Genomic DNA, 24,707 nt, shown 5'->3' with positions numbered 1-24,707 from the left:
TGAACGCCTTATTTCCAATTACTTTAATTCCTGATAAATCTTCTCAAAAGGCATATCTCCAATTGGCTTTAATAGTCGTAAATCAACATACCAGTATTCTTTTTGAAGCTTCTTCATCACCTGTATGACTTTGCTACTTTTTTTGTCCTCTGTAAGTGCAAGAAAATAATTTCGAAGTACAAAAAGATCTTTTGGAGAGATTTCTAATGCTTTTTCAAAATACTCATAGGCTTTTTCATATTCACCCATATTTACCAATACATTTGCCAAAGCTCCTAATACATCTATATCATCCGGTGTTTCCTTTTGACATTCACATAGAAGTTTTGCTGCCAATTTAGTATCACCCTTTTTATCTGCATCCACTGCTTTATTATACTTTTGCACCACATCAATTCCCTTTTGTGAGAATGCAAATTTTGTCTCCCGATAGTTTATTGGATCAACAATATCAAGCGGGATATCATATGAACGATAGATCTCCAATTCGCTTCGACATGGAAAAAGTCGTTTAAACTTGCCTGAAGCAATTAAATCTTTAAAGGTAAACCAGTCTAATTTCTGCGGTTCCAATATTGCTTTGTAATCCAATACATCTGAGATCTGAGAGTCAGAAGTTATCCGATCTACCAAATCTTTAATTGAAAAACCCTTTAGATAAGTAAATGATTTAAGAATTGTAATTAAATCAAAATAATTCACTTTTAAACAGGAATCTATTTCGGTGTAAACATTTTCGTAAGAATTGGTAACAATCCATTTGTATTTTACTCCAGATCTACTGTTAAAATAGTTCTCCACTCGATTTATCTGCCTGCTTGCTTTGCGATCGGTATTAATGTATTCAGTGTATGCATCTCTCAGATTCAGCCTCATTTTTGTTCTTTTCAGCTGAATCAATATGGTATGTGTCCCATCATGAACTTCCAAATCTACATCTCCCAAACCTTCTCCAAATTCATGTCCTTCAAAAATATTAACCTTAAAACCTAACTCTGTGAAGTAATCCCTCAACCTCTCTTCCATTCTAGTCGCAGTATCTTTTCGTACTTTATCATTAAAAGGTTCTCCTAACAATTCTAAAGCATTTTGAGAAATTGAATAAAACCAATCGTTATTGGCTAAAAAATGAATAGGACAAAAAATGAATTCACCCAATTTTAAAAACGGCTTCTTAAAAACATCATATTTTAAATTAAACCGGTCAATCTCTTTTCCTATTTGCGGCTTAAAGCTAATAGGCTTATAAAGCGACTTAACTCTAGTATTATAATCCTTTTCTATTTTTGATTGAGCATCGAATGTGTCATAGAACTCTTTAGGTTTAATAAATAAAAAAGGCAGATTATCTATCTCTGCATAATCAGGAACTTGTTTGTACATCTCCTTGTATGCTTCAAACCAATTCAAAGTATCTTTATTCCCATATAAATGATTTTCGATAACTGATTTCATCATATTTGAAGATGAAATAAGCGGTTGGAATATCCTTACGGAATTTAAATTATTCGCTGCAGGAAACTTTGAGAGATTCAGATCATTCATGAAATTATAAAGTGCATGTGTTTGGGTCTGACATCTCCATTCGTAATCAATATCAGCCTGCGTAGCTTCATTCGGAAATGAAAAAACACCATTCTTTAATTGATTAGAAAATATTTCTTCAGCATCGAGCAGATAATCCAGCTTATTAATTTCATATCGTTTTCCATCCAATTCCCATTTGTAATAATCTGATGATTCTCTGTTAAATGAGATAAGACCGGCATTATCTTTTGGAGTAATCTTTGGATCGAAACAATAAGGTTCCACCCTGGTTTCAATATAATTCAACCAATTGCGTACAGCAACAATAAGATTATTCAAGTCAGGCAAAATACTTTTAGAAGAATTTACTCGTGCAATAAATGCTTCTTTTATTTTCACAGGCTTAGGCAAAGGTATTTCAATCCCCTTGGGAAGTTTTGAGAAAATCAATTGAACTAATACACTATACAACCTTCCCAAATTATGCGAATTCACTTTTCCTCTATCATTGTAAAAAGACACTTCTATTGCAATCGTGATTTCAATTAAGACCTCGTTAAGTTGCATTTCTGATCCCAACAATTTCATTAAGGAATCTTCTACGCCATTCCAGAATTTCATTTCATTATCTGAAATGTGTTTCCATACTTTCTTATGAGTATCCCAATTGGAAGGAAGAGATATTTCCTTAGAATTGGCGTACCAGTCATTTTTTAGAAATGCCTGGGAAACACGTACGGCATTAACAAAAAGTTCAGGCGAAAATTTTAGTACCGCTAATTGGAAAGGTTTTGGATTTAGTTTACTTTCAACATTCCAACAATTTATAAAGTTCTCATACAAAACTTCATCTGCACGATCCATGCACAACAATTTACGCATTAGACTTTCATCTTGTGCAAGCTTATTACAAAATTTATAGTTTTGGAACCACTCGTTTTCAGCACTATTATCAGTTAAAAATTTAACTGCATCATCTGCGTTAAGAGTTAGTAGGTGCGATAGTGCAGAGATATATTCTTTTTTAGAATATAAGTCTCTTGCTTCTTCTTTGATTTGTTTGTTCATCATAGCTAAAATATTAAAAATTGTCGCTGTGCGAAATATCTGCCATGATGTTGTGCAAATATAAAATAATTTATTCTTAAATAACAAATTCCGTAGAATATAATTTGTAGTGAATCTATCACGTACAATCAAATCTTCTTAAGCAAAGGTATTATTGTGGATTTTATTTTGGATGAAGTGGGTGTGAAGGTGATTAGGTGAAAATAAAACTCATCTTCTCCGGATTCAAAATCCTTAACTCAAAGCCCGCAAATTACAAATTTGCGGGAGCTGGGAGTCGGGTGATCATACTAAATCGACTTTAACATTTAAGGCATTGGCTATTTTGGTAAGAATATCAAAGCCGACAGAATATTTCCCTTTCTCTATTCGACTGAGGTTTGCTGCATCGATATCAGCCATTATTGCCAATTGTTTTGCTTCAATGCCTTTCTCTTCTCTTAATTGACGAATTCTGGCTCCGATTCGTTTTCTTTCTTCACTTCTATCGCTACCGACATAAGAAAATGAAAAACCAACATTTGCCATCATTTTCATTAAAACATCATACACCATTGCCATTTTATCATCAGAGAAACACTCATTAAAGTAGAATGTTAATGATTTCGCTATGTCCTGTTGATTTTCTCTTGGAACTGGTAAAAAAGGCTTAAGCGTGAAGATCTCTCCATCAAGTGCCACCACATTGATGGTAGCATTGTCTAAAAATGTTACTTGAGTCATAATAATATTTACCGTATTTATAGTGTTGCCGCCACTTCTAATTAATAATTTCTAACAAGTTACAAAGATATTTGCCAATTGGCAAATTTGCCAATTTACAAATCATTAAAACTCAAAAAGACAACTCATATTTAATCATATACTTACTTTACACATAAAGATTAAATCGTAAAATGATGCCATTCAGCAAAGTTTGAGGAAGCATTATGCAACTTTATTGATACGTTCCATTAGATCTTCAATAGCCCAGATAAGTGAATCGATGTTGACGATTTTATTTTCGGATTTTATCCTTTCGAGGATATTTTCTTGATAGATAAAGCAGGTTTTGACTTTTCTTTGGGTTATTTTTTTGAATTCACCACAAGGTTTTGAATCGAAGCCATTTTGATTTAATCTTTGAATTTCATTTTGAACGATTATCATTTTGGCTTCATTGTCTTCAATGCGATTTAGATGGGCATAATATTTTAATTTTTTACCATTTAATTGTATGACATATTCAACATTATTACAATTGTCGTAAGTCCAAGCTGGATAATGAATATTAATTAAAGGTATATATGTGCTACCACTTCCCACCCAAGTTGGGTAATTTCTTTTTTTTGAGATGATGGAGTTGATTTCATGAAAAATAATATTTAGCCAAAAATTAGAATCATTGTCTGTAATGTTAAAGAAATCATCGAGATTATCCCTGTTTTTAATGCGTAAATAATTCTCAGTATAGTGCGTTAATGATTCCAAATAATGTTTTAAAAAGATTCTTTTATCAGGATTAATTATATTATTATCAGCATATTGATTCAATATTTCAACCAGATTAAAATATGTAATTTGCTTCCAATCAATTGGAATATGAAAATCAATACTGTCATGAAAATAAAGTAAGTACTTTTCTATTACTTTTTCGTTTTCCTTTTTTTGGGGTAAGTCAAATAGTTCTTTTGAATATTCATTTAGTTGATTTGCATTGGGAAGACATTTGAACTTGTTTTCTATGATTATTATTTTATCCTCTCCAGTGATTAAAATATCTGCCCGATTGTATTTACTTAGTTTGTATTCTAAATGAATTTCAGGATTTTGGGGTTTTGTTGTATTTAGAAAATGAGTGTAGAAAAAATCATCTTCTTCCAGTAAGAATTTAATTACTGCAGAATGTGACAATTCTTTATTATCCTTGAAAAGGATATCGAAAATATTAAATTGATTTTGCATTATTAATGTACTATGAATGATCTATTGAGGCAAGTATTTGTTCCTTATGATGCTAAAATTTTAATGTAAGCTAATTGAACACCATATGTTTGACAATACTGTCTATAAAATCATGCTCTTTTAAAATAAGATGGAATGTAAATTAGTGTTCGTATTGCTCTATTAATTTGTGAAGTTTTTCTTCCATATTATCTACGATTGAATGAGGAGAAAGAATTTTTATATCTTCTCCAAACCCTAGAATTGTAGAGTAAAATTCATAGTTCGGAATTAATAATAACTTAAGAGTTGCCCCCTGTGTATTCTGCTTTATAATTTTCTGAGATCTATGAATTTGTTTCGTCAACAAGTAAGGAAGCAATTTTTTTGCCACCCAAATCTTAATTTCTAAAGGCTCTAAGTCGGAAATTTTAGTAACTCCAATGATATTCTTGAATCGATTTTTAAGTCTGGTATAATCTTCCTCCCTGAATTTAATATCTGGCATTTCTGTAATATTTACAAATCGATCTAGGGCATAGGTTGCTATTTCCATGTGCGTTTCACAAAATGAAACCAAATACCATCTGTGCTTATACTGCTTTAAATAATATGGATGAACAATAAACTCTTTGGGTTCGTCATATTTAAATGGGTGATATTTTATTTTAATTACTCTTTTCTCCTTTAGGAGGGGATATAAAATTGAAATAAACTCTGTCCCTTTTACAGAAATTTGTTCAAATTCAATCAGGTGTTCTTCTTCAACTGAAGAATTGTACCCCAGTATTTTTTCTTTTACAGAAGAGAGCTCATGATGAATCCCCAACTGTTTGAATTGAGACAGTACCTCTATCGCCTTGTTTATCGATTCAATATCTTCATCTTTCAAATTACCTTTCTGAATTGTAAAATTGGGATCAGTATAGATATAAGCCCCATTAACACATTCGATAGGGGCGTCATGACCCTTTGGCCATTCAGACCTCATAGTCTTAAGATCACTATAAAAAGTAGACTCCGAAATTCCTTCAATTCCAAGTTGATCGTACAACTTTTCGTTAATCCTTTCGATTAATTTTTCCTTAGTCCATTTGTTGCATTTATTACATAGGCAAGAATCGATTACCTGGTGGCGAAAGTCTGGAATTGATTTTTTTCTCATAAAAAATGAAATTAAAATTTTGACTGTGGCTATTCTGGAGTCACGTTGCTGACATTTGTATAAAATGTAAACGTAAATATACGCAAATGAAAGAAAGTTATTCAAAACTAATTAATTTAATTATTGCAGTTGTTTTATTAGTAATTGCACTTTTTATAGAAGACAAAGACCATAAGAACATGCTTCTGGGAGGTTGTTTTGCAGTGACATTAACCGCTTTCGCTAACTGGCTGGACTGGTTTATTCAAAATAGAAAGGTAATAGGTACTTTATCAAAAGCTTTAACAGTAAAGCATCTGCGATTATCTTGCAGCTATCTTTATAAAATACAGGTTGAAGATAAATACCTTTTGGTAAAAAGCAGGAAGCATAGTAAGTTTCAACCAGTAGGTGGAAACTTTAAAAGAGGAAAGTATTCCAATTCTTTCTTGAATAAACTTGAAGTTGAACCTGATGATAAGTTTACAAATGGAGGCAATTCTAAAGATGATCTTAGGCTTTATATTAAAGGTTATCGATTGGGTAGATTTTTAAATTGGTACAATCAACCTAATAAAGAACGAGAAGTCAGTTACGACAGGGAGTTTTATGAAGAACTGGTTGAAACAGACATACTACCTAAACCCTTATTTCCCTATCCAACTATCAATTTTAGGAAACAAGTTGTCACGAATGTAAAATATTCGGAACACTTGGATTGTAAGGAAGTTCACATCTATGATATTGTTGAATTATCTCCAACAGGAAAACAATTAAACCATTTAAAAGAAATGCTTAATCAACCTGAATCAGATAAATTCAAATGGGTTGATGCGAATACAATTAAACAACAAGGTTTTAGGGCGGAACTACAAAAAGCTCCATTCCTTATTACCGATCACAGTGCAGAAATATTAATCTAAAGTTTTATATCAATGAGAAAGTTAGTAACAGAAGACAGAAAAGCGTATTTGGATGACATCCTTAAACGAATTACAGAATCATTACAATTAAATCCATCCAGAAGAAAGTTGGTGGAGGAACGTTATGATGCTGTAAGTTCCTTTATAGAAGAATCGGAAGGAATGTTTCACAATGCTGAAATTTATGCACAAGGATCCTACCGATTAGGCACAACTGTTCGCCCAAGACAAGGTGAAGAATATGATTTGGATTTTGTTGTTCAAATTAATAAGGATTGGCAAAGTATGCCATTTCAGCAGATTTATAAGGAATTCAAGAGTCTTATGAAATCAAATGGAAATTGGGAAAAGCTTGTCAAAGAAAAATCAAGATGCATACGCTTGGATTATGCAGATGAGTTTCATATGGATATAATTCCAACCTGTACGGAAAGCAGCTATGGAGATCCAAATAGAATTATGGTTCCAGACAAAAAGGAGCATAGTTGGGTAATCAGCAATCCGGAAGGCTATGCAAAATGGTTTGAAAACAAATACATTTCACAAAGTTCGATCTACTTGCACAATTTCTATGAAGGCATGGAAATTAGAGCAGCACAGGAATTACCAAAAGATGATCCAAACTACTTGAAACAACCTTTGCAACATGCTGTTCAGTTGATTAAAAGATATAGAGATATTTATTTTGAGCGCAGGGAGCATCTAGCACCATCAAGTATTGTATTAACTACATTGGTAGGACAGTTATACAATGGTGAAGATTCAATTTATGAAACTATGAATCAGGTAATAGAGCGATTCGAATTGGCAGTGGCCAAGAAGAAACGATCTTATCAACAATTTCATATTTCAAATCCGGTATTGCCTGAAGAAATATTTACGAAGGAATGGGAAGAAAAACCTGAACTATTTGCAGCATTTATTGAATTCATTAAAGCGTTAAAAGATTTATGGAGAAAGCTAAATGAATCCTATGGTAGAGATTTATTTGAGTTATTCAAATCCCACTTTGGAAGTGGAGTATTTGAAAATGCCATGAGATCGCAAGGTGAATATGTGCAGAAAATGCGTGATAAACATCAAACAGGTATTCATGTAGGTAGTGGTATGGCAGGAGGACTGTCAGGTAAGGATAAACAAAAAGATAAAGCTAATATTTTTCACGCTGACCTATGATATCATTAAAAGAGCAAATGAAAAAAGTGAACCAGACCTATGATAATTGGTCTGGTTCTATAAAAGGTCAAAATCAACTTATATTAAAAGGAAGGGTGCAACCTACTATTATTAGCCCATCCTATGAAATAGAGGTGAAATATCAATTATTTAGGAATCCAGAAGTAAGAGTAATATCTCCAAAATTAAAAATGAGAGCTGATAAAAGAGAATTACCTCACGTTAATTCAGATGGAACCTTATGCCTAGATTTTAAGAGGATCAATCCAAATATTGATTTAATCGCAGAGACTTTCATAGTTTGGATTACCTGGTGGTTGTATTACTATGAGATTTGGTACGAGACTGGGAAATGGGTAGCGAGAGGAACGCATCCAGATAGATGGTAAAAATACACAATTTTTATAGGTACAAAACATGATATCAAGCTGATTAGATGATTTTATCATAGATAGATAGATACTTCTTTTGTCTCAAACTTAATAATTAACAATAACTTTTAAAAAAAATGATCAAAACTACTATTGTAATAACGGTAATAATCTTTATCGCACTAATAACCAATGCCTTTTTTCCATATTTAAAAAGATTTGAAAATCTGACTCAACTCTCTTTAACGATTCTAGGTACTTTTCTTGCAGTTGTTATGGGGTTGTATTTTAATAGATTAGAGATGCAAAACACTGAAAAAGATAAAACTATAGAGCTTATTGAAGCAGGAATGATGGAAATTAAAAACTGTCAATCACTACTAAGTAATGGCTATTTGACTGAATTAGCTAAATATGATGGAAAATACAGGCAATATCAGAACGTGAATCACATGGGAAATAGCTTTGGCATATCGTACCCTTTTCCATCTTTCCTAGAAGGATTTAGTAAAAATGAATTACTCATTAGGAATACCTCTTTTTCGATGCAAAACAGTATTCAATATGCATTGCATAATATGAAAAATTCGGTTCGGTTTATGAATGAAAATCATCGTTACAAAGAAAACAAAGATGAACAATTCTTAAAAGATTATAGGGATTATTATAGTTTTTTCAGCTACTGTTATCAGGTTCTGAAATTAGAAGTAAAATATCTAAAGAGCAGCTCTGAAATAAGTCAGAAAGAAGAAGGGTTTAGGCAATTAACAGAAAAGATGATTGCTTTTACAAAAAATCCTCACCTCAATGAATTTTTAAATCATGAATTTGTTTTACATGTAGCTATGCCAAGTGAACTTTGCGATACTCATGAGTCAAAATAATATTGAAACCTAAAGCTGGTTTAAATACGAACTTTGGTTAAAGCATGGCTTGTAAACATTCTGATTACAAGAAGAATAAAAGACTTTGTTGTCTGAGAAGAAAATATGACATGCAGCCTGACATTTTTTTGACATGTCTATTTGTATTGATAAATCAGGCGTGGAAAGGAATAGTATATAATTCCATATGTCTATCATATTTAGAAATTGCTAATTTGACAGTAAAATAATTAATGGCAAGGGGTTTGATGTAAAATAGGCAGACCCGTAAAATCGTGAAGGTCTGCCTGAAAGCCGAAATGACTTTTGTTTTTAGCGACTCAAAAATATCATTTTTGACTGAAAGAAAAAAGAAATTACGATTGCTTGAGGAAAAGCTACCTCTGTAACTCATTTTAATCTGAAATGTATTATGGCAACGAATCCACCCAAAGGTGATGGACACAGAAAAGGTGCAGTTCGAAAAAGATCTCAAACGTATAATCCAAAAACGGAACAATATGTAAAAAGAGATTCTGAAACTGGACGTTTCATGGACGTTAAAAAAGATGGTTCGCCTTTTAAGGGAGTCCGAAAAGAGAAGTAATTTTTGTAGGTTAATAGACCATACCTTCAAATTGGTCAGAAATGGTAAAATGTATAAAAAATGCCAAGATATTACGTCAATAAAAACCAACAGCCGAATGGCGATCACGAAGTACATAAAGAAGGATGTTCATGGATGCCTTTTGATAAGATAGATTTAGGAATTCATTCTGGCTGTGCTTCAGCTGTGGCTGCAGCAAAGAATTACTATAGTACAGCTGATGGATGTGCTCATTGTTGTGAGGCTTGTCATAAGCGTTGATTAAGCAATTCGTAATCTATTAAAAAAAAATACTGACAGGTGAGTAGGACGCTGTCAGTTTTAAGGAAAGAATCCCGTCAGGAGAATGCTACCTGACGGGATTTTTATAAATTAATAATACAATTTGCCTGATATAGCTCCCAGTTGAGATAATCATTAATCTTTTTTTGCAAAGCTCCATAGTATGGTATTGTAAAGTGACTTTTATGGAATTCTATCGTTTTTTCAATTTCTAATTGAGAAATTGTTTGGTTTGATGGTGATATCAATATAGGATTTTCGTTATTGGGATCGCTTCCAATTAGATTTTTTCCTTGAAAAGAGAAATCTTTAATTGTTACAATTAAATCTTCAGGACAAGTCATGCTTTGCTCTGAACACTTAACTTCGGAATAAAACGGAGTGAATCGTAATATTAAACGGTTTTCCAAGTAATACAATACCTCAATGGATTTGTAATGAATGTTTTTGCCATTGTGGTAAATACTGACCGTTTTCTGAAATAGTTTGTCTATCTCTTGTTTGTAATGTTCTAATTTCTTTGATCTGTTTTCAAATATTTCAGTAGGGATGAATAATTCATTGAAACAGTTTAGGATGTCAATCAGTTTATTTCGAAACAATAAATATCCTTTATTGGCAACCTCCTGATGAATTAGGAAATTTCTAAATTCTCTAATGGCATGATAATAATCTAAACTCCGATGCAAGTAATTTTTATTTCCTAACCATTTTATTAGGTTGTTTAAATTGTTCGACTCCTTTTTCCCTCTTGCATTTAACTCTTTTCTATCGCTCCAGTTTTGATTGGTAATTTGTTTGTATTTTAATTTTAGTGCCATTTCGAACATTGCAGCCAATTTTCGAAATGCTTCATCGAACAAAGGATAATGAAAATAACTTGATGCCAAGATGTATTCAACTACTTTATAGTCCTTGACTATGTCATCCGGGACAAGGGAATGGAAGCGGCCCTGAATGACGTAGTTTTGGATGAATTGTTGATGGGTTTGGGTATTATTGAATGATGCCCAGAATGGATCGGGGGTTGTGTAGGTTTGCATGATTAGTTTAAGCCTATTCTTTCCAATATTTTATCTTTTTTCTTTTGTAAGTCAAAAAGACAAACAAAATAGAATGGTTCATATCTTCCTCCATTTTTCCGTCCATAATAACCAATATATCTTTCGATTACATCTAAAACATCATTGTCATTTGCACACTTTTCAAATCTTCCCTTTATTTCTAGATTCATTTTTTTCACAAAATCACGCCTACGTTTCAATAGTGTTTGATGATTTAGATTTAATGTATCTATGGTATTTGTTACATCTTCGTCATCATTGGGATGTGCATCTATTCCTATTCCTGTTTTATTTTTATTATCCTCTACGTAGACATGATTCGAATACTGAAATCGATCAGCCACATCTGTTTGGTTGGGTTTCACACGAATTGTATCTGCATTCTTCTTATGATCGCAATAACCTCCATTTCCATCTTTTGGAACTTTAATCTCTTCTCCATTTTGGAATGAAGTTTTACCGTTAAGTGCATAAATTGCACCTGAAGTTGTAGAATACTCTTGGCAAATCTCATTCAGAGTCATTGAACCAGCAATGATTGTAGTTTGGTTACCACCACTACAAGAGGCATATAAGTTATTAAAATTGGTTAGTCTATCCGCATTTTCTTTTGGTTCTAGATGTTCAATAACTGTTTCTTGTATATTTATTCTTCTCCCACAGTAACAGCAAACATAACCTTGGTCAACTAATAAACATTCTCTGAGTCTTTTCTTCTGTTTCGAACCATTTTTATTATTCCAAAACTCACTCCAAATATCACTTCTACTATCACCGTTAGCAAACATTGTTTGAATTAAAGCTATTTTTCCTCGAACCTTATCTCTATAAAACCTTGGTGCTTCTGATTTATTTATATATTTCATTCTCCAAACAACTCTTTATTTCGTATTCTCATTTTCAATTCAGAAATTATTGAGTTTATTTCATCAATTTGATTTAACTCAATAAATTCTGCAAGTAATTTGTATGCATTTTCAAAATCTTCTATATCAATAGCAGCAATGATTTCTTTGTATTTATCTTGATTTTCAAGTTCGCTATGAGGTTGAAGTACATTTTGAACATTAAATAAAATGTTATCTACATCTGCTGCAAAAGGTTTCTCTTTTATTTGAGATAACTTACCTTTTTTCATTGAAAATAAATTTTCTTGTTTTAACAGAGCTAAAGCAATAGAAGAATGAGAGGTGACTATTGTTTGAGATTTACTAGCTTTAAGAAGAGTTTTAAATAGTTTCACCTGCCACTCCGGATGCAAGTATGTATCTGGCTCATCAAAAAGGAAGAGAGTTTCTTGGTTTTTGAAAAGTTCGAAAAGACCTGTTACTAATTTGATCTGTTGTTCGCCTTCGCTAAATTGGGATAATTCAATTGGATCTTTCTTTGATTCAATTTTAAAATAAAGCTTCAAGCCTTCCAGTAGGTCTGAATGTTTTGTATGATCTAATAGTTTAAAAAGATCTATTTTGTCAGAAATATTTATTTTCGACTCCTTCAATAATGTAAGGTCATCCGCTTTAATATATAATTGTGAAACATGATGTGGTTCACTTTCCATATCAAAACCACCTGTGTAAGCAAGCTTTCTTAAATTTTCTAAAAAAGTACCAATTACTCCTTCAGCAAAATAAAAATCCGGATTAAACTGCTCTATTGCGTTTTCAATACCTTCAGTTTCTTCTAGTTTGTTGAAATTATTCTTTGCCGTAGTATACCATTTAGGCTTTTTAAATAGCAATTGAAATTCCTCCAAATTTTTAATATCTAAACTTTTAATGCCATTAAAAACAAATAGAGAGACTAAAACTTTTCTGATGTCTTTGGTATTAACATTTAAGAATTGTCTTAAGGGAATCTGCTTTCCTTTTTGTAATAATTTAGCGGCATCATCTAATGGTATTTTGAATAAAGATGTTATACGATCACTTTCACCTGCATAATAGGTTATAATGTGATCTGGCATAAAATCTAAAATCTTTTTAGGTACATATGGTGTATTATCAAATAGCTCATGATATGCAAATAAGTTATCGTTTTCAAGAATATTGTTTCCATCTGCGAGCCAAACTAATTTGTCATCAATGTGACTAAAATGTATTTCTTTCCCCTTACATTGGTAGTTTATTTCAAACTCTAATTTTAAAGCTTTGAAAGCTTTTTTTAGATATTGAACGTTATTGACTAAGGAAGGCTCTCTAAAAATATGAATAATGGCTTCAAATAGAGTTGTTTTTCCGGAGCCATTTTTTCCAATGATGACATTGGTATTGATGTCCTCGTGGAAGTCTATATAGAAATCCTTGAGGATTTTGTATTCTTTGATGTATAGGGATTTTATGCGCATTAGTTTTTGTTGATTATTTGCTTTTTTTCTTTGTTCGTTTTAGGTTTTCGATTTCTTGTTTTATTTGTTCCAATAGTTTTTCTGCTGATTCATCGTTTGGATCCTGAGCAACTAATTCGCCTCGAAATGCTTTGATTAATAGTTGCTGAGGTAGAGTATCTAGCTGATGTTTTGTTTTATTGAATTTTGATTCAACTTGGTCAGCAAATCTAAATAACTCACTTACGTGTTTAACTATTTCTTGTTGTTCATCAATATGTGGAATTGGAACCATGAAATTAGACAACTTTTGAGCATTGATATTAGATTGTCCCGCAGTATTAGTCTTAACTAATTCGCACCACTCGCGACCATAAGATGAATTTAAAACAAAATTTAAATATTCAGAAGAAACATTTGGAACTACATCTATTCTAATTAGATATCCTGCATAAATTGCTTTTCTTTCACCTCTGTAAATGGCAGTCTTACCCACTAGTTCCGCACTATTAGTTCGGTTAAAAAGCAAATCTCCTTTTTTTAAAAGATATTTATTTATTTCTGAATCATTAGATGAATACTTAAGATTACCCCAATCTATTGATCCATTTTGAATGTTTCCCATTCTCAATACTGGAACCTCTCCTGATTCATTTGATTTAGCTGATGTACCGTATGATAGTTTATTTACAAGACAATCTAACTTAACAAAATCCCATGTTTCATTAATATCAAAAGGTTTTCTGATTGATATATTAAATGAAGAATTAATATCTTCAATTTGTTTCTTATTCTTTGCTTTAATTAACTTCAATTCTTGGAGCTCCTTCAAATAAGTACTTGCTGTTCTAGTATTAGCCTTTCTCCAATTACTTGTTAACTCTCCACTAACAGCCTTTTGCAGAATCATTTTACGGAATTGTTTTAGCAGTTCCGGAATTGTATTGAGGCGATTTTGAAGCGAGTCGATATGTAGGAATGCTTGATCTAATTTATTTGCGATTCGTTTTTGTTCGTTTAGGGGAGGAAGAGAAATCTTAACATTCTTCAATACAGCTTGACTTATATTTTGTTGAGCCCCACCTTTCCCAATACTTAAAAGATATTCTCTTTTGTAGAGTATGAAATAAAACAGGAATTTAACAGGAATATTACCATATATCCTCTGTGTGAATGCAATAGCTTGATTTGTAGTTAATTTTTTCTTGGCAATGCCCAATTTTCCTATACTACCATACATACCAATTAATAAAGAACCAGGCTTTACTAGTTTTGCACTACTATTTTCTAATCCTTCCTCTGTAATTGATTTCTTTGAATTTTCAACATATGAATCGTTTAGATCTCCTATTACTATCCATGGTATATCTCCATTATAAAATTTAGAGTTTGTAGACTTAGGTGTACCTCCTGAACTCCATGATGCAATATCTCCTAAACTAACAGTTGTCCAACCTTTTTTACTCATCCCCTATCAATTTTAAGATTTTATTTAAATCTTTGATTACATCTTTCAACTCTGTTGTAGCTTGAGAAATGATTTCGGAGGGTTCTGTAAAGCCATTTTCACTTTCTCCGTTCTCCTCTTTCAACCAGGTAATATCCAACTTGTAGTTTCTCTCTTTAATCTCAGAAATGTTGAAAGATTTGAAACGACTGGATTCTTTGCGTTTGTTATTTCCGAATACATCTTTTCCGAATGATTTTTCGAAATCTACAAAGTGTTCCTCGCTTAAAGGTCTGTCTTTTTTAGTAAGAGAAGGAATGTTGGTACGGTTGTCGTAGATCCAAACATTTTCGGTTGGCATTCCTTTTTGGAAAAAGATAACATTTGCTTTGGCGTTGGCATATGGTACAAATGTACCATTAGGTAAGCGCAAAATGGTATGTAGGTTACAATCCTGCATTAAGATTTTAAATACATCGCCTGCCTTATCCTCGAACAAACAGTTGTCGGGTAAAACTACAGCAGCACGTCCACCAGGTTTTAATACGGTAAGGATGTGTTGCAGGAAGTTTAATTGTTTGTTAGTTGTTTCGATGGTAAAATCCTGACGCGCCGGCGCATTGTTTGCTCCTTTTGTTCCGAAAGGAGGATTCGCCAATACTACATCGAAACGTTCCGATTTTGGCTCTTCGTAGATGGTATCGCCCAAATAGATGATTGGTTCGATGTTATGGAGATACATGTTCATTAATGCCAAACGACGAGGGCGAGGCACCAATTCCTGACCATAATAAGTTTCTTTTTTTATGCGTGGTATTTCTTCACGCTTAAATGCGCCTTTTTTTTGCTCGAATAGCCATTCATAAGCGCTCACCAAGAAACCACCTGTTCCACATGATGGATCATAAACTTTGAATTCTTTCTCTGTTGTATTGAAAGGGTCAGGTTGGGTTAAGCGCACCATGCTTTTGATTAAGGGGCGAGGTGTAAAATATTGTCCTGCGCCTTTTTTTCCTTCGGAAGCTGATTTTTCCAGAAGAGCTTCGAAGGCTTCTCCTTTTACATCTACATCGATGCTGGTCCAATCCTCTTCATCGATTAAAGCAATTAGTTTCTTAAGATTTGTTGGGTTGTTCAAACGCGGCATTGCCTGGAAGTACATGTCGCCAATGATTCCTTCCTGCTTACGCAGATGACGCAACACTTCGCCATAAAGGTGAGTTAATTCAACACCACTTTGTTTTTTTAATTCTACCCAAGATACTTCCTTGTTTTCGATTTCATTGTCATCTGCATCTTTGTATGATTCGATTGATGGCAAATCAATATCTTTTTCTTCCGCCATTTTAAAAAACAACAGATAAGTAAGTTGTTCAATATAATCTCCGTAATCTACTCCATCATGACGAAGAGTGTTACAGAATCCCCACAGTTTGTTTGCCAGATTGTTCATATGTATTCTAAATCGCTATTGCTTTGTTAATTTCCTTAATTATAGTTTCGCATTTTTCACCAAAGGTAGTTTTGAATATATTCCAACCACCTCGGTCCGTAAAGATGGGTAAATCTCTGAAATCATCTTCATCGATTGTTAAATTCTCTTTCAAATGCTCTTTGATGTATTCTACCCAATTCAATTGATCTAGTGTTAGATCGATATTTGAAAATACCTTTTGAATTACTTTATCGATTCTTTCATTAATACTTAATAAAGGTTCTTCTTCATAAACTGCATGTTTTATCATTGAAATGATATCGATTAATTCTTTGTCGTAAATTAGTTTGTGCGCTTTCCTTAGCTTTTCGACCGGATAACCATTGCGTTTTAAATTATTTCTCAATTCCATTAATGCATTGGTGTTCCAATCTGCCGGGCGCTCCAATATGATTTTATATGCTTCTACAATGTCTTTGTTATCCTCGATATGTTCTTTGAACTGTAAGAGATAATCCTGAGGTTTTAAATACTCATTTGATTCCCCAACTTTAAACAATTCTTCGGAATGAACTTCATCTATGTAATTGTAAGCCGTTGTAAATCGTTTTCTTGGACGCTTGTAATGAAGCAAAAGATCTTGAAAATCTTTATTCCGGAGTAATTTCATAGTATTGATAAAATCATTTTGGATTTTATCTTCCAGTTGATCTGTGAAACTTTTTATGTCACCATTGAGAATAAAGGGTTCAAATTGCTCGTAAGCTTCGCCACTCATTGTTTTCTCAATTCTACGTAAACGTCGCATTAGTTTTTTGAGATTATATGAACGATCCTCGTTTCTAAAAATTCTTTCGATTACTTCTTGCAATGAGATGGTATCCGGTTTTATTTCTTCAGACATCTTACTTGCATTCTTGAAGTATTCGAAAAGCGTACCTCCAAAACAATCAAATACGTAAAAACATTCCTTATTGATTTCATCACATTTTCGTGTCCCTCTACCCAGCATTTGTTCCCACAAAATACGAGATTTTACGGGGCGCAAAAATACAATAAATTCTAATTCGGGAATGTCTACTCCGGTACTTAACATGTCGACAGTCACAACAATTTTTGTTTCCTGTCTGTTTCTGAATTGTTTAATCAGCTGAAGAGGTTTGTCCACATTTTTATTGCCGGTGATTTTTTTTACAAAATCGTGACCTCTGCCAAATATCTTGGTTGCCATTGTGACCAATTGGTCTGCATGAGATTTTGGAGCTTTGTCGTTGGCTGCAAAGATTAGAGTTTTTGGGAAGCGTCCATGTCTTTTTTCAAAATCATCGCAGTGTTTTTTCAGTTCCATTAAGATTTTTTTGTTGGTATCCGGAACTGTTATCTTAGATTCAATTTCGCTTGAACGGTATTCTCGTTCCGCCTCTAAATTGTATTGTATCTCTTCTTTTGTATCATCGTCAATTTCACCAATTAATTCTCCTTCCTTTAGGAAAGCACCTTCAATTTTGACCTTTGAATGAATTAATTTTGGATCGTAATCACAGAGGTATCCTTCTTCAACGGCCTTGTTAAAAGGGTATTCAAAGATAGGCATATCAAAGAAAGCAACTGTATGTGCTGCAGGAGTCGCAGTTAATCCAATTTTAATAGCATCGAAATGGTTTAGTACTTGACGCCAGATGTTGTTTTCACGGGATGTATAACCACGGTGGCATTCATCGGCAATTACCACATCAAAAGCATGAATTGGTATATCCAGAGGTTTTACATCTTCTTCAGCATCGGACTCATCAGAATTATTCAATTTAGCAGATTTACCCAATAGGTTGTATGCCATTCGTTGGATGGTAGCTACATAAATGTAGGTTTTTGATCCGTCCGGATTTGTCAAATATGATTTCGGCAGTACTTCGTTATCGAATTTTTCATCCTGAAAATCATTTTTCGAAAATTTTTGACTGTAGATTTCATATTCCTGATTGAGTTTGTTTTTATCAGGGGTCTCAAAGCCATGAAAACTACTTACGGTTTGTACTGCCAAAGATCTACGATCTACCAAGAATAAGATCCGCTTTGCTTTCTTTGATCTTAGAAGACGATAAATTAAATTGGCTGCAGTGAAGGTTTTACCTGTACCAGTAGCCATGGCAAGCATTAGTTTTGTTTTGCCATCAATAATGGTCTCTTCAACCGCTTTTATGGCATTTTCTTGATAATTTCTAATCCAAGGGTGTTGCACCTTATGGTTTACCAACCAGGTTTCTGCAGCATGCTCATCTCTTTCGAATTTTTCTTTTAATGCCTCTGGAGTATGGTATCCATAAATTTGTCGGTCCGTATTTAAATTGCTTCTAACATCTAAATGAAAGATTCTATCACTATTTGAAGCATACAAAAATGGGACTTTGTAACCATACCAATTTCCTACTCCTTCTTTTACTGTTTTGGCATAGCGCTTGGTTTGTGAATCCAGAACATTTTGAGGATCTGTAGATGGACGTTTTGCTTCCAGCATTCCTAAAAGTTTTCCTTCCACAAAAAGAGCGTAATCGACGGGACCAGATTCGGTAGGATATTCTTCTACTGCATGATTTTGAAGAGAAGTTGTATCCATACCCTTTGTATAATGGAGAATCTCCCATCCATTTTTCTTTAAAGCTTCATCAATAACTAATCGAGCTTCTTTTTCGGAAATATCTAATCTTTTCGCTGATTCTACTGCAAATTCTCGACGTTTTTGCTTTGCACGTTGTGATTCCTTTTGAATCAGATTTTGTTTTTCCTGAAGTAGGTTTTGATTTTGAATTCTTAAGATTTCAATTTCTTGTTCTAATTTCTCAGTTGTTTCTTTCAGAGATATCTGAGCCTGAGGAACTATGAATTCCTCTGGTAAAAAATCACTTACTTCAGAATAGTTTTGATAAAACCAAACACTAACATTCCAGGCTTGACGCAACCTAAGTAAACTATCATCAAATGATGCTTCATTATAATGAACAGCTTTATTTCCTAATTTTCTTATAGAATGAAAATGCTGTAATACTCTTCCTGGAATAATATCTTCTTTTTTTAAAAAATTCAGCCTTTCAAATTGTACAGTTGTTTCAATTTCAAAAGATTCCAGTTGGCATATGTAAGATGCGATCCTTTCACAAAGTAACCTAAGTTTACTCATCGTGGTTTGTGGATCTTCATGAAGATTGCGCTCGGCCAATTGTCCCAATTTTGCTAAATCGGAAAATTCTGTATTAAAAAAATGGAAGTTGCTTTTCATTTCAATTATTAATTAAGCTCAACATTGTAAATAAACCAAATCACTTTTGCACGCTCCTTCACTACATTATTTACAAACTGATGTAAAATTAACAAAATAAACGAAATTGATTTTAATAAATGCTTCTTTATCCTCGCAGTTAATAATTGTAAATACTTTCTAAAAACAGATACTTTAAGATAAAATTTTTCTTTACCTTTAATGTCGTAAATAATTAATATTAACCGTAGTTAATAGTTGTAAAGGACCTCCCTGTTTTGGGGAGGTTTTCTTGTTTTTGAAAGTCGAATCCCGAATGATCAGGAGAGACCAGCAAAGCTGGAGTTCAAGCTTTAACTTCGCTCAGCTACCAATTAAAATTGCTGCTCCAAGGTTGAGATGAAATATTTGAGGGCTGTTTTGGATTTGGCCAAGTCGGCAATCAATGTTGTGATGCGGATGTATTCTGCAGTTAGGATTTCCGGAAATGGATGTTCGTAAATAATCTTAGCCAAAGCTTCTCTAAATCCTTCTCTCCTATTTTTTCTACTATGATTCAAAATGGATTGATACAAGGGTGGTAAATTTTCAATTACCTCGAGGTTTGACTTGTGCATTGCCTGTGCGAATGAATTGGCATATGCCAGGAAGGTATTCAAGGCATAGGTGTTTTTTCTGAAGGATTCTTTTGAAGTATAAAATTGGATTAATTCTGAAGGCTTTTCGATGTTAAAATATCGTGGGTGCTTGCAAATTGTTTCGATGTTTTCGAAGCAATTTAACTTGCTCTCCAACTCTCCTTTTATTTCCATTAAATCGTGGAGTTCCAACTGGGTTTTGTCCATGAGGGAAATTATCTCGTCGGACAATAAGGAGCTATTTTCCAAAAAGAAGCTGATGAGGAGGTTGGTTAGGTAGTGGAGGTTGGTTAGGTAGTGCTTAAGATTATTCATGACAATTGTTTTAATTACGAATTACGTTTCGCACCAGATAAATCTGGCGGCCATTTGAATTGGACACGCCGTGGCGTTTCCCTACGGGATCCTTGCGGGAATTTCTGCTATCGCAGTCTTCCCTTAGGATCCCTTCTTATAACGGGTCCAGTTTTTCCCTGGATCGAATGTGTTTTTCAGTCCCGGTTTTGTTCGTAAGCGAATGTATGAGGTAATGGCATTTGAAAGTTGAACCTTCACCTGGTTGTTATGAATGACCAGTTGCCAGGCTTCCTCATCGCCATAGATACGACAAAATGGAAGTTCTTCTATTGGAAGAAATAGTGGTTTGTAACGGTGTTTCATTTTTATAAATCCTGCATCCCATGCTCTCTGGCGATAGCGAACTATGGTAGATTTTCCCATTCCCAATACATTGGCCAAGTATTGTGCCGGCATATCCTGGTAGCTACAATTCGTAATGGAACGCCCTTTTTTTCGTTCCGATTGTTTGGCTATCCGATGCTTGTATTTGAGATAGTAGGTTACTACTGCCGCATAAATGAATGGTCGGAAATTGTGAAACTGGGTAGTGTCGAAGAGTGCTCCGGTAGCAGAGTGGAATTGTAGCTTTTTAGAAAGCACAATGTAACTGACTACACGAATCACACCTTTCTTTGAATTCATGACTACCCAGGAATTCTTTAGCAACCATTTGAGGTTATTGGATACTGTTCTGTTTTCAATGATTCCAAGATCATCCTTGACTTTTTGTATTGTTTCCTGATTCCATGGCAGGTATCCTGAACACTGACTCTTTAAATAAAGATAGAGTCGCACCTGATTGACTTTGCGCTTTGAGAGTGCAAAGACAAGTAGTTCGATGGGGATGTTCATGCTGCGCATGGGAATTACGAATTTGGAATTACGAATTACGGACCTTGCCAATGGTCATTAGTCAATGGTTGACGGTTATCAGTTTACTTCGACTATCCTTCAACTTCGCTCAGGATAAGGGCTCAGCAACCGAAAGAAAGATCAATGGTCAATAGTGATTAATTGATGGCGTGTTGATAGTGCTTCTCAAGGAGATCCTGAATGTCGGTCTTTTTGTAGAGGGTTTTTCCTCCGAATTGGATGTAAGCTACGGAAGCTTCGTCGCGATGTTTTTGCAATGTGCGTTTGCAGATTTTTAATAGTTCACACACCTCATCGGTATCAAGGTATGTATCTCCTAATGGATTTCTTTCATTGAGTGACAGTTGTCTGACTTGTTTCTCTATGGATGAGATTTTCTCATTAATAGAAAGAAACAATTTAAGGGTAGCGTTGTCTTTTTCCATGTTGTTAAATTTTTGATACAACAAGTTTAAGACAGGCAAGCAGATTAAATATCCAACTTGAATGATGTATTTTTATGGTGAAATTGTGGATGAGGAATCGGTATCGCTTTAGGAATGTGAGATTGCTGGCAGTTTGCTTTTTGTCACTTTTTTAAAAGATTGCTTTGCTTTTGCCTTGAATGCTTCGATGAGGATTCAAGGTGGATGCAGGGTGAATGCAAATTGAAGTAAGGGGGAAACTTCAATTTACTGATTAATTTGATTTTATCTTTTAGATATATAGAGCTCAATTGCATTCTTTAATTTTTCTAAAAATGAGAACGGGTTAATCCTATCATGCAATTTTGTAATTCGACTATCGTGATCTGGGATAGGATCAATATTCAGAAAGGTCACAAATATTTCGATGAGCTCTTTCCTAGTTGGAGGATCTCCGGAAGTTGAGCTAATAGCTTTTGTCAAATGGAATGCATCCATAATTTCCAGAAAGTCTGTTTTGCTTTTATTCCATAGTAATCGAGAAAAAATTTGTTTCTCTGATTTGCCTTTATCTGCAGACAACAGCATCTCTCTGTAACAATCGAGTCTGATTTCAAATAGTACGCTCAATGAAGAACTGTAGAAATCTTTGCCACTATTCTGAAATTGCAAAACTAAACCTTCCTTTACATTAAGAACATGCTCCATTTTTTCTTCCAATGAGATGATTCTATAAAGATCATCTTTCATCTTCATGATAGTATTGTAGTGTTCTTTTATGTCATCCTGCCAAGATCCTTTTTCCAACTTGTTTTTCTTTGACGATTTCTTTTTACCAGATTGGGAAAAGTTCTCCAAGCAATCATTAACCACAGAGATCACATCCAATGTAACCTGATATTGACAATGCAGATACTGCTCCACATACATGAACTCTTCAGGTCCTGTATTAATACAAGAGATTTCATTATTTAATTTTGAAATCATCTTGACATTCAGTCCTGAATAGTCTGTTTCTGTTGTGGATTGCAATCTGGCTTTGATCAACTCAAAAATGCGTTTTGTTGTCAATAGGTACATATGAATTTCTCCCTGAGTTTTACAATCTGTCAGGTTGCTACGCAATTCATTTACAAAGTCAATTTGAAGTTTGTTCAGGTGGAGTTTGTAATATTCCAGATTTGAATGGCCATTAAAAAATGTCTTGTAGTCATTGTTGTCTTTTTCAAATTCGACGACTGTCCTGGACAGTTCATCTTTCAGTAGTAAGTAGTGCTTTTCGATTATCATACGAAAATTTATTGTCACACTAATTTAACAATTATTAAATATACTACAAATTAGATTTGGCAAAATGATGCACATCATAGCAAATCAAAATCGCTATATCCTACAAAACAATAAGCTATTACGCTTAGAGATAAAATATTTAAAGGGTTATAATTTTGTTTGCTTCGTCCAAAACTGAGTTTTCAAAACTGTCCAGATAAATCTGGGTAGTTTTCTCGGTTGTATGACCAAGTCCTTCAGAAATAACAGCGGTAGGAATACCAGATCTTTTAGCAATAGTTGCCCAAGAATGCCTGGCCACATAAGAAGTCAATGCAATTGGTAATTCCAAATGCTTTTGAATTTCCTTTAACCTATAATTATTAGCTTGCATTCTCGTTCGATAACACCTGTAAGGATCAGGATGATCCGCATCTATAATTGGAAATATATAATCTTCTGGATTCTTTAAGTCTGAGTATTTTTTAATCAAATCTAAGGCGGGAGGCACCAATTCAAAATTATACAACTGAGCTGTTTTCTGTCTTGAATATTGAAGTCTTCCATTGACAATGTCCGACACTTTCAAATTAGCTATATCCACAAAAGACATCCCCATACAATAAAAACTAAACATGAAATAATCTCGGGCTCTTTCCTGAGCTGGTTTTCCGTTTAAGTCCAAATCCCTAAGCTTGATGATATCTTCCTTTGTGAGTGCTCTTTTTTGTGTCTTGGCATTTTTTATCTGGTAATTATCAAATGGATAATTCTCTTTTTTAGCATATCCTTCCTTTATGGCTCTATTATAAATAGCACGAATTGTGCGCATGTAAAAAGAGATTCCATTAACACTTACTCCATCATTGAAAAGTATGGTTTCAAATTTCTTTAAAAGAGTATAGTCAATATCATCAAATGTCAAATCTTTATTTTCTATCTTTTTTATAAATACACTTTTTGTGTTTTTATATGCATTTGAATTTCCATTTTTCCCTAACTCTACAAGTTCTGCGACTAATTTATCAACGTATTCTGAAAACGAACCTGGCTCAAGTACTTTAATTGCTTTCGCGATATCATGAATTGTATAATTTCTTCCTGAAGAATCTAAATCAAGAATGACTTCGCTTAACTTTACAATCTCACTTTGAATCTCAAGATTCTTTCTTTTATATAAACGCCCTTTTGATATGACACTTGTAAGTAGCAATGACTCCTTCTCATCCCAATGTGATTCTGGAACCGATATATTCATTGATATGTACTTGATCTTTCTTTTATGGGTCACCCTTAACATGACAGGAGAAGTGTCATCCTTAAGTTTTTTGGAGGTAAAAAGAACTGCTTTGATTTTTGCCATAATCTTGTTTGTTTCGAGCTGGTTTAAACATGGTTTAAACTTTTCTTTAAACAAGATACTATTTATTACTTATTTAAACAAGAAAACAAAAGCAAAATAAAGTATGCTTATGGTTGATTTTATGATACTTATGAAATTTATCTATATTTTTCAATAAAACTAAAAATTTAGGGAATATCGCCTGGAAAGCGAGTAAACGCCAAAAGCGTTTCGGGGGTTCGAATCCCTTCCTTTCCGCAGTAAACAAACAAAACCCTCTGATATTTGGAGGGTTTTGTTATGTCAAATGGGACAACAAGAAAGAACCCTTTCTCTTTTTTATCAGTTAAGTTTATTGTTTTGGGATGAACAATCATTAGCTCAATGAATGGCTTCATAGACTGAGCAACTTATCCCGATTTGCTTTTTTAAT

21 protein-coding genes are annotated in these 24,707 nt (G+C 33.6%); 6 read left to right on the top strand and 15 right to left on the bottom strand.

Annotated elements, in window-relative coordinates:
• Positions 1 to 18: 18 nt before the first annotated feature.
• From ACO05S_RS15250 to ACO05S_RS15235, 4 genes are all read right to left on the bottom strand, one after another.
• Positions 19 to 2,598, bottom strand: coding sequence for a tetratricopeptide repeat protein (locus ACO05S_RS15250; RefSeq protein ID WP_421918872.1), 2,580 nt, complete (start codon positions 2,596 to 2,598; stop codon positions 19 to 21).
• Between the two features lie 282 nt (positions 2,599 to 2,880).
• Positions 2,881 to 3,318 (bottom strand): helix-turn-helix domain-containing protein, encoded by a 438-nt coding sequence (locus tag ACO05S_RS15245; protein WP_421918871.1) that lies wholly within the window; start codon positions 3,316 to 3,318, stop codon positions 2,881 to 2,883.
• 204 nt (positions 3,319 to 3,522) lie between these two features.
• Entirely contained in the window at positions 3,523 to 4,539 is a 1,017-nt protein-coding gene (locus tag ACO05S_RS15240) for a PD-(D/E)XK nuclease family protein (RefSeq protein ID WP_421918870.1), read from the bottom strand.
• A gap of 142 nt (positions 4,540 to 4,681) precedes the next feature.
• Entirely contained in the window at positions 4,682 to 5,683 is a 1,002-nt protein-coding gene (locus ACO05S_RS15235; RefSeq protein ID WP_421918869.1) for a helix-turn-helix transcriptional regulator, read from the bottom strand.
• 86 nt (positions 5,684 to 5,769) lie between these two features.
• Between ACO05S_RS15235 and ACO05S_RS15230 the strand changes: the two genes are divergently transcribed.
• From ACO05S_RS15230 to ACO05S_RS15205, 6 genes are all read left to right on the top strand, one after another.
• Positions 5,770 to 6,585, top strand: coding sequence for a hypothetical protein (locus tag ACO05S_RS15230; protein WP_421918868.1), 816 nt, complete (start codon positions 5,770 to 5,772; stop codon positions 6,583 to 6,585).
• 12 nt (positions 6,586 to 6,597) lie between these two features.
• Positions 6,598 to 7,761, top strand: a complete 1,164-nt coding sequence (locus ACO05S_RS15225) for an SMODS domain-containing nucleotidyltransferase (RefSeq protein ID WP_421918867.1) — start codon at positions 6,598 to 6,600, stop codon at positions 7,759 to 7,761.
• Complete coding sequence (locus ACO05S_RS15220; RefSeq protein ID WP_421918866.1) at positions 7,758 to 8,150, top strand: hypothetical protein; 393 nt, start codon at positions 7,758 to 7,760, stop codon at positions 8,148 to 8,150. Before ACO05S_RS15225 ends, ACO05S_RS15220 begins: the two co-directional genes overlap by 4 nt.
• 119 nt (positions 8,151 to 8,269) lie before the next feature.
• Positions 8,270 to 9,016 carry a hypothetical protein gene (locus ACO05S_RS15215; protein ID WP_421918865.1) on the top strand — a complete coding sequence of 249 codons (747 nt, stop codon included), beginning with the start codon at positions 8,270 to 8,272 and terminating at the stop codon, positions 9,014 to 9,016.
• 412 nt (positions 9,017 to 9,428) lie between these two features.
• Entirely contained in the window at positions 9,429 to 9,602 is a 174-nt protein-coding gene (locus tag ACO05S_RS15210) for a hypothetical protein (protein WP_421918864.1), read from the top strand.
• Between the two features lie 60 nt (positions 9,603 to 9,662).
• Complete coding sequence (locus tag ACO05S_RS15205) at positions 9,663 to 9,863, top strand: hypothetical protein (protein WP_421918863.1); 201 nt, start codon at positions 9,663 to 9,665, stop codon at positions 9,861 to 9,863.
• A gap of 104 nt (positions 9,864 to 9,967) precedes the next feature.
• Here ACO05S_RS15205 and ACO05S_RS15200 read toward each other — a convergent pair whose 3' ends face one another.
• The 11 genes from ACO05S_RS15200 to ACO05S_RS15150 all read right to left on the bottom strand — a co-directional run bounded on the left by ACO05S_RS15200 (position 9,968) and on the right by ACO05S_RS15150 (position 24,295).
• Positions 9,968 to 10,927, bottom strand: coding sequence for a hypothetical protein (locus ACO05S_RS15200; protein ID WP_421918862.1), 960 nt, complete (start codon positions 10,925 to 10,927; stop codon positions 9,968 to 9,970).
• A gap of 2 nt (positions 10,928 to 10,929) precedes the next feature.
• Positions 10,930 to 11,814 (bottom strand): hypothetical protein, encoded by an 885-nt coding sequence (locus tag ACO05S_RS15195; RefSeq protein ID WP_421918861.1) that lies wholly within the window; start codon positions 11,812 to 11,814, stop codon positions 10,930 to 10,932.
• Positions 11,811 to 13,295, bottom strand: coding sequence for an AAA family ATPase (locus ACO05S_RS15190; protein WP_421918860.1), 1,485 nt, complete (start codon positions 13,293 to 13,295; stop codon positions 11,811 to 11,813). The genes ACO05S_RS15195 and ACO05S_RS15190 overlap by 4 nt, the downstream gene beginning before the upstream one ends.
• Positions 13,296 to 13,308: 13 nt before the next feature.
• Positions 13,309 to 14,742 carry a restriction endonuclease subunit S gene (locus ACO05S_RS15185; protein ID WP_421918859.1) on the bottom strand — a complete coding sequence of 478 codons (1,434 nt, stop codon included), beginning with the start codon at positions 14,740 to 14,742 and terminating at the stop codon, positions 13,309 to 13,311.
• The gene (locus ACO05S_RS15180) at positions 14,735 to 16,174 is read right to left on the bottom strand and encodes an N-6 DNA methylase (protein WP_421918858.1); all 1,440 of its coding nucleotides are present in this window, start codon (positions 16,172 to 16,174) and stop codon (positions 14,735 to 14,737) included. The genes ACO05S_RS15185 and ACO05S_RS15180 overlap by 8 nt, the downstream gene beginning before the upstream one ends.
• A gap of 7 nt (positions 16,175 to 16,181) precedes the next feature.
• Positions 16,182 to 19,430 carry a DEAD/DEAH box helicase family protein gene (locus tag ACO05S_RS15175; protein WP_421918857.1) on the bottom strand — a complete coding sequence of 1,083 codons (3,249 nt, stop codon included), beginning with the start codon at positions 19,428 to 19,430 and terminating at the stop codon, positions 16,182 to 16,184.
• A gap of 353 nt (positions 19,431 to 19,783) precedes the next feature.
• The gene (locus ACO05S_RS15170) at positions 19,784 to 20,362 is read right to left on the bottom strand and encodes a hypothetical protein (protein WP_421918856.1); all 579 of its coding nucleotides are present in this window, start codon (positions 20,360 to 20,362) and stop codon (positions 19,784 to 19,786) included.
• Between the two features lie 123 nt (positions 20,363 to 20,485).
• Positions 20,486 to 21,247, bottom strand: a complete 762-nt coding sequence (locus tag ACO05S_RS15165) for a hypothetical protein (RefSeq protein WP_421918855.1) — start codon at positions 21,245 to 21,247, stop codon at positions 20,486 to 20,488.
• Positions 21,248 to 21,396: 149 nt separating this feature from the next.
• On the bottom strand, positions 21,397 to 21,684 hold the full coding sequence (locus ACO05S_RS15160) for a helix-turn-helix domain-containing protein (protein ID WP_421918854.1): 288 nt from the start codon (positions 21,682 to 21,684) through the stop codon (positions 21,397 to 21,399).
• Between the two features lie 264 nt (positions 21,685 to 21,948).
• Entirely contained in the window at positions 21,949 to 22,953 is a 1,005-nt protein-coding gene (locus ACO05S_RS15155) for a hypothetical protein (protein WP_421918853.1), read from the bottom strand.
• Positions 22,954 to 23,092: 139 nt separating this feature from the next.
• Positions 23,093 to 24,295, bottom strand: coding sequence for a phage integrase SAM-like domain-containing protein (locus ACO05S_RS15150; protein WP_421918852.1), 1,203 nt, complete (start codon positions 24,293 to 24,295; stop codon positions 23,093 to 23,095).
• Between the last annotated feature and the right edge of the window lie 412 nt (positions 24,296 to 24,707).

This window comes from Marinifilum sp. (assembly GCF_965230805.1).
Lineage (GTDB): Bacteria > Bacteroidota > Bacteroidia > Bacteroidales > Marinifilaceae > Marinifilum.
This window is presented reverse-complemented; position numbering and strand designations above follow the sequence as displayed.

Excerpts from the sequence above, each read along its gene's own strand:
- ACO05S_RS15245 (WP_421918871.1), bottom strand. The coding sequence starts at position 3,318 with ATGACTCAAGTAACATTTTTAGACAATGCTACCATCAATGTGGTGGCA.
- ACO05S_RS15210 (WP_421918864.1), top strand. The coding sequence starts at position 9,429 with ATGGCAACGAATCCACCCAAAGGTGATGGACACAGAAAAGGTGCAGTT.
- ACO05S_RS15220 (WP_421918866.1), top strand. The coding sequence starts at position 7,758 with ATGATATCATTAAAAGAGCAAATGAAAAAAGTGAACCAGACCTATGAT.
- ACO05S_RS15180 (WP_421918858.1), bottom strand. The coding sequence starts at position 16,174 with ATGAACAATCTGGCAAACAAACTGTGGGGATTCTGTAACACTCTTCGT.
- ACO05S_RS15170 (WP_421918856.1), bottom strand. The coding sequence starts at position 20,362 with ATGAATAATCTTAAGCACTACCTAACCAACCTCCACTACCTAACCAAC.
- ACO05S_RS15200 (WP_421918862.1), bottom strand. The coding sequence starts at position 10,927 with ATGCAAACCTACACAACCCCCGATCCATTCTGGGCATCATTCAATAAT.
- ACO05S_RS15205 (WP_421918863.1), top strand. The coding sequence starts at position 9,663 with ATGCCAAGATATTACGTCAATAAAAACCAACAGCCGAATGGCGATCAC.
- ACO05S_RS15185 (WP_421918859.1), bottom strand. The coding sequence starts at position 14,742 with ATGAGTAAAAAAGGTTGGACAACTGTTAGTTTAGGAGATATTGCATCA.
- ACO05S_RS15225 (WP_421918867.1), top strand. The coding sequence starts at position 6,598 with ATGAGAAAGTTAGTAACAGAAGACAGAAAAGCGTATTTGGATGACATC.
- ACO05S_RS15250 (WP_421918872.1), bottom strand. The coding sequence starts at position 2,598 with ATGATGAACAAACAAATCAAAGAAGAAGCAAGAGACTTATATTCTAAA.
- ACO05S_RS15165 (WP_421918855.1), bottom strand. The coding sequence starts at position 21,247 with ATGCGCAGCATGAACATCCCCATCGAACTACTTGTCTTTGCACTCTCA.
- ACO05S_RS15215 (WP_421918865.1), top strand. The coding sequence starts at position 8,270 with ATGATCAAAACTACTATTGTAATAACGGTAATAATCTTTATCGCACTA.
- ACO05S_RS15230 (WP_421918868.1), top strand. The coding sequence starts at position 5,770 with ATGAAAGAAAGTTATTCAAAACTAATTAATTTAATTATTGCAGTTGTT.
- ACO05S_RS15155 (WP_421918853.1), bottom strand. The coding sequence starts at position 22,953 with ATGATAATCGAAAAGCACTACTTACTACTGAAAGATGAACTGTCCAGG.
- ACO05S_RS15160 (WP_421918854.1), bottom strand. The coding sequence starts at position 21,684 with ATGGAAAAAGACAACGCTACCCTTAAATTGTTTCTTTCTATTAATGAG.
- ACO05S_RS15150 (WP_421918852.1), bottom strand. The coding sequence starts at position 24,295 with ATGGCAAAAATCAAAGCAGTTCTTTTTACCTCCAAAAAACTTAAGGAT.
- ACO05S_RS15195 (WP_421918861.1), bottom strand. The coding sequence starts at position 11,814 with ATGAAATATATAAATAAATCAGAAGCACCAAGGTTTTATAGAGATAAG.
- ACO05S_RS15240 (WP_421918870.1), bottom strand. The coding sequence starts at position 4,539 with ATGCAAAATCAATTTAATATTTTCGATATCCTTTTCAAGGATAATAAA.
- ACO05S_RS15235 (WP_421918869.1), bottom strand. The coding sequence starts at position 5,683 with ATGAGAAAAAAATCAATTCCAGACTTTCGCCACCAGGTAATCGATTCT.
- ACO05S_RS15190 (WP_421918860.1), bottom strand. The coding sequence starts at position 13,295 with ATGCGCATAAAATCCCTATACATCAAAGAATACAAAATCCTCAAGGAT.
- ACO05S_RS15175 (WP_421918857.1), bottom strand. The coding sequence starts at position 19,430 with ATGAAAAGCAACTTCCATTTTTTTAATACAGAATTTTCCGATTTAGCA.